Genomic DNA, 6,163 nt, shown 5'->3' on the forward strand with positions numbered 1-6,163 from the left:
GTTCCCGCTGGCCGTGATGGTGGCCGGGACGATCATCGCCGGTGCCGGGGCCGCCCTGGCCGCGACGCCCAGCGATATCGGCCCGGCCGTCCACACGGCCATCGATCACCAGCGAGGTAACCCGCCGTGCGAGCGGGCCGGCCGGGGCAACCCGCCGACCTGCGACACCACCACGGCTCCGCCCACGTGCGAGCCGGCCGGCGACGGCCGCGGCCTGCCGCCGTGCACGTCGACCACGCCGCCGACGACCACCCGGTCGACGACGACGCCGCCGACGAGCACGACCACCACGACACCGTGCACGACGACGAGCACCACCACGCCGTCGACCACGACGTCCACGACCTACACCACGCCGTCGACGACCACGTCCATGACGACGAGCACGACCTACACCACGTCGTCGACCACGAGCTCGACGACGACAACCACGACGACCCCGTCGACCACCACGTCGACCACGACGGCCCCGCCGTCGACCACGACCACGACGACCGCGCCGCCGGTGACCACGTCCACGTCGCCGGGCACGCAGGAGCTGGCCTACACCGGCACCAGCACCGACACGGGCATGCTGATCGCCATCGGCGTGCTGCTCATCGTCGGCGGCGGCCTGATGCTGATGATCCGTCGGACCCCGAAGGCCCGAGGCTGAGTCGTCCCGTACGCCCCGCCTGCCCGGGGCGTACGGCACGTCACGACGCACGAGACCTGCATCATGGTTGCTCCGGAGCGGGACTCGCGGTGTGAAAGCGCTGGTCCTGATCTTGTGGGACCCGGCGCTGGGGGGAGGCGCGAGCGCCGTTATTCTCGCTCCTCGTGATGGACCGCACAGTCCCCGGAACGGGTGGGGTTGACACGTTCGGTAGTTTTTCGAACGACAGCCACCCTCGTGTTCACTCTTTCGGGGCGACCTCACTGTCGGGAGACGCTGCCTTGCGTAACCAAGTTCGGCACCTGACGCGTTCCACCCTGGCTGCCGCCTGCCTGCTGCCGGCCACGCTGCTGCTCACCGCCGGCCTGGCCGCCGCCGAGACCGACGCCCCCGTCGAGAGCAAGGTCCCGGTCTCCCTGGACGGCTTCGCCCTGATCGCCATCCTGCTGGGCTTCGGCGGCCTCGTTGCCGGCCTGCTGCGCCACCGCCACCGCCTGGCCCGCGAGGCCAAGGCCGCCGCCGCGGCGGCCAAGGCGGTCGTCGAGGAGAGCGCCGCCGCCGTCGTCACCCCCAAGCCGGCCCCGCGGCCCACGCCCAGCCAGCTCTGAGTAGTTCAACGCTCTGCGACGGCCTGCACACACGGTTACCGTAAGCGGGTGGCGGAGAAGGAATCCCTGCTGACCCGGTTGCGCAAGCGTCATGCGTGGCTCGACCATCTGCTGCGCGCGGGCGCGCGGTACACGGAGCGTTACGGTGATCACTACGCCGCGGCGATCACGTACTACAGCGTGCTGTCGCTGATACCCCTGCTCATGCTGGGCTTCTCGGTGGCCGGATTCGTGCTGGCCGGCAACATGGAGCTGCTGGGGCAGATCAAGGCCGGCATCGCCACCGCCGTGCCGGGCGCGCTGGGCGACGAGGTCAACACGATCGTCGGCAAGCTGATCGAGTCCCGGAGCACGGTCGGCGTCTTCGGCCTCCTGGCCGCCCTCTACTCCGGCCTGGGGTGGATGACCAGCCTCCGCGACGCCGTGACGGCCCAGTGGACCCGTGAGCGCCCGCAACTGCCGTTCCTGATCACCGCGGTCAAGGACCTGCTCACGCTGATCGGCCTCGGCCTGGCGCTGGTCGTCTCGTTCGGCATCACCGCGGCCGGCTCGGCGCTGGGCGGGCTGGTGCTGGAGTGGCTGGGCCTGCGGCAGACCGGCTGGGCCGAGGTGCTGCTGTCCCTCGCCTCGATCGTGCTCGGCCTGCTGGCCAACTGGCTGGTGTTCCTGTGGGTGCTGACCAGCCTGCCGCGCTTCCACGTCGGCTGGCGCAGCGCCGTGCGCGGCGCGATCACCGGCGCGATCGGCTTCGAGATCCTCAAGCAGGTCGGCAACGTCTACCTCCAGACGATCAAGGACTCGCCGTCCGGCTCGGTCTTCGGCACGCTGCTGGGCCTGCTGGTCTTCATCAACCTGGTGTCGCGGTTCCTGGTCTTCATCACGGCATGGACGGCGACGGCCCGCGAGAACATGGCCCGCTCGGCCGACCCGGTCGTGGCCCCACAGCCGGTGGTGATCCGGCCGTCGGTGCAGGTGGCCGCCCGCCCGGACGGCGTCCTGGCGGCCGGCCTGCTCAGCGCCGGCGCCCTGGTCGGCGTGACGCTGACCAGGCTGCTGCGCCGGCGCTGAGGGCTCAGAACGCGCCGATGCCGTTCGGGGTGCCCATGCCGGTGGGGGCGTCGTAGCCGGGCTTGCCGTTGCACAGGTAGTCCCCGCCGCAGTCCCGCCCGCCGACGGCGCCGCTGTCGACGTCGTACAGCGCGTTGGCGTGCGCGTAGATGTACGACGCGTCCGGCACGTGCGACCCGTTGCCGGCCAGCGCGATCAGCCCGGCGATGAACGGGGCCGAGGCGCTGGTGCCGCCGATCGTGGCCCAGCCGGGCGCCTGATAGGTGTCGTAGACGGCCAGGTCGTCGGCCACCGCCGAGACGTCCGAGACGGTTCGCATGCCGCAGTTGGCGTCGTGCTGCCACGCAGGCTTGGCCACCCACGCCGAGCAGGCGCTGCCGGCCGAGTTCCACGCCTTCTCGGTCCAGCCCCGGGTGTTGTCGGCGCGGGTCAGCGTGGTCCCGCCGACGGCGATCACCGACGACAGCACGGCCGGGAACTCCGCCGTGGTGAAGCCGTAGTCGCCACTGCTGGCCACGATCGGCACGCCGGGGTGCCGGTACGCGGCGGCGAGTTCGCTCATGTGGCTGCTCTCGTCCAGGCCGTAGCTGTTGGACACCACGTTCGCCCCCTGCGCGACGGCCGTGTTCACCGAGGCGGCGAGGTTGGCGTCGAGCGGGTCATCGCCCTCCACCAGCAGGATTGTGCACGCGGGGCACGCGGCCGAGGCCATGTCCAGGTCGAGGGCGATCTCCATGCCCCAGCCCGGATCGCCCTTCGGCAGCGGGGCGGCCTGGCCGCGCTGGTTGACCTTGCGGAAGCAGCCGTTGGCCGTGGTGCACGGCGGCAGGTCGTAGCGGCTGCGGTAGGCGGCCAGGTCGCTCTCGGCGTTGGGATTGTCGTAGGCGTCCACGATGGCGATGGTCTGCCCCGCGCCGCCGGTGGCCGGCAGGTGATACGCAGCGCGCAGCTCGTCGGCGCCGTGCCCGGCGTCGGCCGAATGCTGCGCGACGCTGAGGCAGTGCGCCATATGAGCATCACTCGAAGAGTGGCAGGACGGCATGGCGGGCTTGGCGATCGCCGGGCCCGCGACCGCGGTCAGCAGGACCGCGGTGATGGCGAGTGCTCGAAACACGGTTGTCTCCCGACGACGTCATTACGAAACGGTCTGCTGCAGGGAATTGCCGGCGGCGTCAGTCGCGCTCACCCGCAGCGCGGCGGGCTTGCCCAGCCACAGTGCCCGGTACTTGCCGTTGCCCAGCGACACCAGCGGTGCCGGCAGCCAGTTCTTGCCGTCGTACGAGATTTCCGCGCCGGCCTTGGTGATCGGGCTGGCGGAAACGCCCGGTGCGTGCGCGAAGCTGATCGTCGATCCCTTGTCTTCCATGGCATAGCGGACGTCCAGCAGCGGCAGCGCCGAGCACTGCGCGACGTCGCCGATCGACTCACAGTCCCAGTTGGCCGGCACGGTCCGAGTGTCGGAGCGCCCCGAGGCGAAGGTCCACTCGGTGTGGCTGGTTGTGCTGTGCGCCAACCACTGCGGGTGCACGGTCGCGTCGAGCGTCAGGTGGTACACGGCCGAGGCCGCCGGCAGGGTCACCCGGCCGGTGTCGGTCGACCGCACGTCGGCGTACACCTTGCCGTTCCCGCTGAGCACCAGGTGCGCGGACGTGATGTCCTTGTCGTCCAACGAAAGCATGTGCTCCGGGTCGCTGTCGGCCGCCGGTAGGACGCCGATGCCGAGCGTGTCGCCGGTGCGGCACGCCGCGCAGCCCCAGCCCCAGCCGGCTGCCGCCGGCGTGGACTGGTCGATGATGGCGTCGGTCGGCTGGACCAGGCCGGGGGCCAACGGTTCCCGCAGCCAGTCGGCCGTTCGCGTGGTGCCGGGTTTGACCGCCCGCGGCCCGTCGAAGACGACCCCGGTCTGCTTGGTGGCGTCGGTGAACAGGTAGTCCTTGGCGATGAGGTCCGGTGCCCCGCCGACGTACTCGGTGCGGCGCAGGGGAGTGGTGATCGGGCGGATGGCCGTGGCCGGGAGGTCCAGGCCCACCGACCAGAGCTCGCGGGCGAAACCGGCGTGCAGACTGCCGAAGTAGTTGGCGTGCACGGTTTGCAGCTGGTCGGCGGCGACCACCTGGTGCTGGTCGGCCAGAATGGCTCCGGCTTCCCGGAACACCACGTCGTAGGTGTACGGATCAGCTTGGCCGGCCGGGGAGTCCAGGTGCGCGGTGATGAACGTGAGGCGCTGCCCGATGGCCGGCGCGGGAGCCGGCTCCAGCAGCACCGGCACGTTCGGCGCGAGGAACGAGTTCTCCGCCGACGCCTTCTTCGCGTCCGTCCACATGGTGTGCACGGCCAGGTCGGCCAAGTCGGCCGGCCGCGGGGTCCGCACCGACACCGGCGCGGTCGCGGCGCGGGCGTCCAGGGTGATCGCCTGGTCGCCGGCGACGACGATGTCCGCGCGGTTGAGCACCCTCAGGTCGGTCAGCTTGTCCCCGGCCATGCCGGGCACGTACGCGGTGAGGCCGTAGTGGCCGTTGGGCACGCTGACCCGGAGCTGGCCGTCCGCGGTCGACGGGAAGTCCCCGTACTGCCGCTCGCTGTCCAGGTTGATCAGGACCAGGTTGGCCGCCGCGGGCTTGCCGTCGGCCCCGAGCACGGTCAGCGCCAGCGTGTGCATCGGGTAGTTGGGCTGCGCGGCCTGCGGCGCCGGCGCTCCGCCCCGAGCCAGCGCGGACACGTCGTACCGGGCCGGATCGCCCTTGGCATCGGTCGGGACGATGTACGTGTCGCCGTTGATCTTCTCGCGGAAGTAGCCGACGCCCGGCCGGGGCGTCAGCACGAACTGGTCGCCGACGGCCAGCACGTGGTCGCCGGTCGGCAGTAACAGGTCGTGCGAGACCAGGCCGTGCGGGCTGGTGGTCGCGGCGGGGGCCGCGGCCGTGGCCCCGAGGGCCAAGCCCGCGGCGGCGGTCACCGCGCCGAGCAGGTAGGTGGTTTTCACCCAGCTGATTGGTCGATGCCGCCCCGCCGCATGACAACATGAGCGGTGCTCGTTACCTAACCGTTATTGGCTTGGGCCGCCAGCCGCCGCGCCCGGGCCGCCCGTGCCCGGCGCTTGCGCACGACCATCAGCCCGAAGCCCAGCACGACCACAAGGGCCAGAATGGTCAGCGGCATGCCGACGTTGCCGAACGCCTGGTACATGGGGCTCCTGTCGGCCGCGTTCTGCACGCCGGCTGCGTCGGTGGTGCTGGTCGTCGACGACGCCGTCGACGACGCCGAGGGCTTCACCGGCGGCGCCTGGTCGACCAGCTGGCCGACCGGGTGGGCGTTGGCCGTGCTCAGCGCGAAGCCCCAGTCCAGCAGCTTGGAGCTCTGCCGGTACATCGCGTACTGCTGCTGCTCGCCGCGCAGCAGCACGGCCACCAGCCGGTGGCCGCTCTTGGCCGCCGAGGACAGGTTCGTGAAGTGCGCGTCGGTGGTGTTGCTGGTCATGGCCGAGATCGCGCCGGTGTAGGTGGTGAGCAGCTGGTCCGCGTTCTTCACGGTCAGGCCGCTCAGCGTCACCGACTTGACCCCGGCCGCCTCGGCGAAGGCCGGCAGCTGCATGGCGTGCCGGTAGATGACCGCCAGGTCGTAGGCCGAGGTGCTCATGCCGGGGCCGTCGAGGCCGCCGGGCGTGGCCACTCGGGTGTCCAGCGCGCCCATCTGCTTGGCCGCCGCGTTCATCAGGTCAAGCGTCTTGGGGATGCCGCCGAGGGTGCGGGCCAGCGCGTGCGGCACGTCGTTGCCGGGCTTGAGCAGCATGGCCTGGACGAGCTGGGCCACGGTCAGCCGGGCGCCGGCCTGC

At 71.4% G+C, this 6,163-nt stretch carries 7 protein-coding genes and 1 pseudogene; 3 read left to right on the top strand and 5 right to left on the bottom strand.

Annotated features, from left to right (window positions below):
* Positions 1 to 105 precede the first annotated feature (105 nt).
* Both KUTG_RS61845 and KUTG_RS65370 read right to left on the bottom strand, forming a co-directional pair.
* Complete coding sequence (locus KUTG_RS61845; RefSeq protein ID WP_043721747.1) at positions 106 to 342, bottom strand: hypothetical protein; 237 nt, start codon at positions 340 to 342, stop codon at positions 106 to 108.
* A 48-nt stretch (positions 343 to 390) separates the two neighbouring features.
* On the bottom strand, positions 391 to 519 hold the full coding sequence (locus KUTG_RS65370) for a hypothetical protein (RefSeq protein ID WP_255360947.1): 129 nt from the start codon (positions 517 to 519) through the stop codon (positions 391 to 393).
* Between KUTG_RS65370 and KUTG_RS61850 the strand changes: the two genes are divergently transcribed.
* The 3 genes from KUTG_RS61850 (at position 506) to yhjD (ending at position 2,331) form a co-directional block, all read left to right on the top strand.
* Positions 506 to 655, top strand: a complete 150-nt coding sequence (locus KUTG_RS61850) for an LPXTG cell wall anchor domain-containing protein (protein WP_198047367.1) — start codon at positions 506 to 508, stop codon at positions 653 to 655. The two genes, KUTG_RS65370 and KUTG_RS61850, sit on opposite strands and share 14 nt — an antisense overlap.
* Before the next feature lie 281 nt (positions 656 to 936).
* On the top strand, positions 937 to 1,263 hold the full coding sequence (locus KUTG_RS30930) for a hypothetical protein (protein WP_043721749.1): 327 nt from the start codon (positions 937 to 939) through the stop codon (positions 1,261 to 1,263).
* A gap of 48 nt (positions 1,264 to 1,311) precedes the next feature.
* Positions 1,312 to 2,331 carry an inner membrane protein YhjD gene (yhjD, locus tag KUTG_RS30935; RefSeq protein ID WP_043721751.1) on the top strand — a complete coding sequence of 340 codons (1,020 nt, stop codon included), beginning with the start codon at positions 1,312 to 1,314 and terminating at the stop codon, positions 2,329 to 2,331.
* Between the two features lie 4 nt (positions 2,332 to 2,335).
* Here yhjD and KUTG_RS30940 read toward each other — a convergent pair whose 3' ends face one another.
* The 3 genes and pseudogenes from KUTG_RS30940 to KUTG_RS30950 form a co-directional block, all read right to left on the bottom strand.
* Positions 2,336 to 3,445: a S53 family peptidase gene (locus KUTG_RS30940; protein ID WP_043721752.1), complete on the bottom strand. Its 1,110-nt coding sequence runs from the start codon at positions 3,443 to 3,445 to the stop codon at positions 2,336 to 2,338.
* A gap of 21 nt (positions 3,446 to 3,466) precedes the next feature.
* Positions 3,467 to 5,314: a hypothetical protein gene (locus KUTG_RS30945; protein ID WP_043721753.1), complete on the bottom strand. Its 1,848-nt coding sequence runs from the start codon at positions 5,312 to 5,314 to the stop codon at positions 3,467 to 3,469.
* Between the two features lie 56 nt (positions 5,315 to 5,370).
* A pseudogene (locus KUTG_RS30950) lies at positions 5,371 to 6,163 on the bottom strand (D-alanyl-D-alanine carboxypeptidase); the annotation flags it as partial.

Source organism: Kutzneria sp. 744 (assembly GCF_000568255.1).
GTDB lineage: Bacteria > Actinomycetota > Actinomycetes > Mycobacteriales > Pseudonocardiaceae > Kutzneria.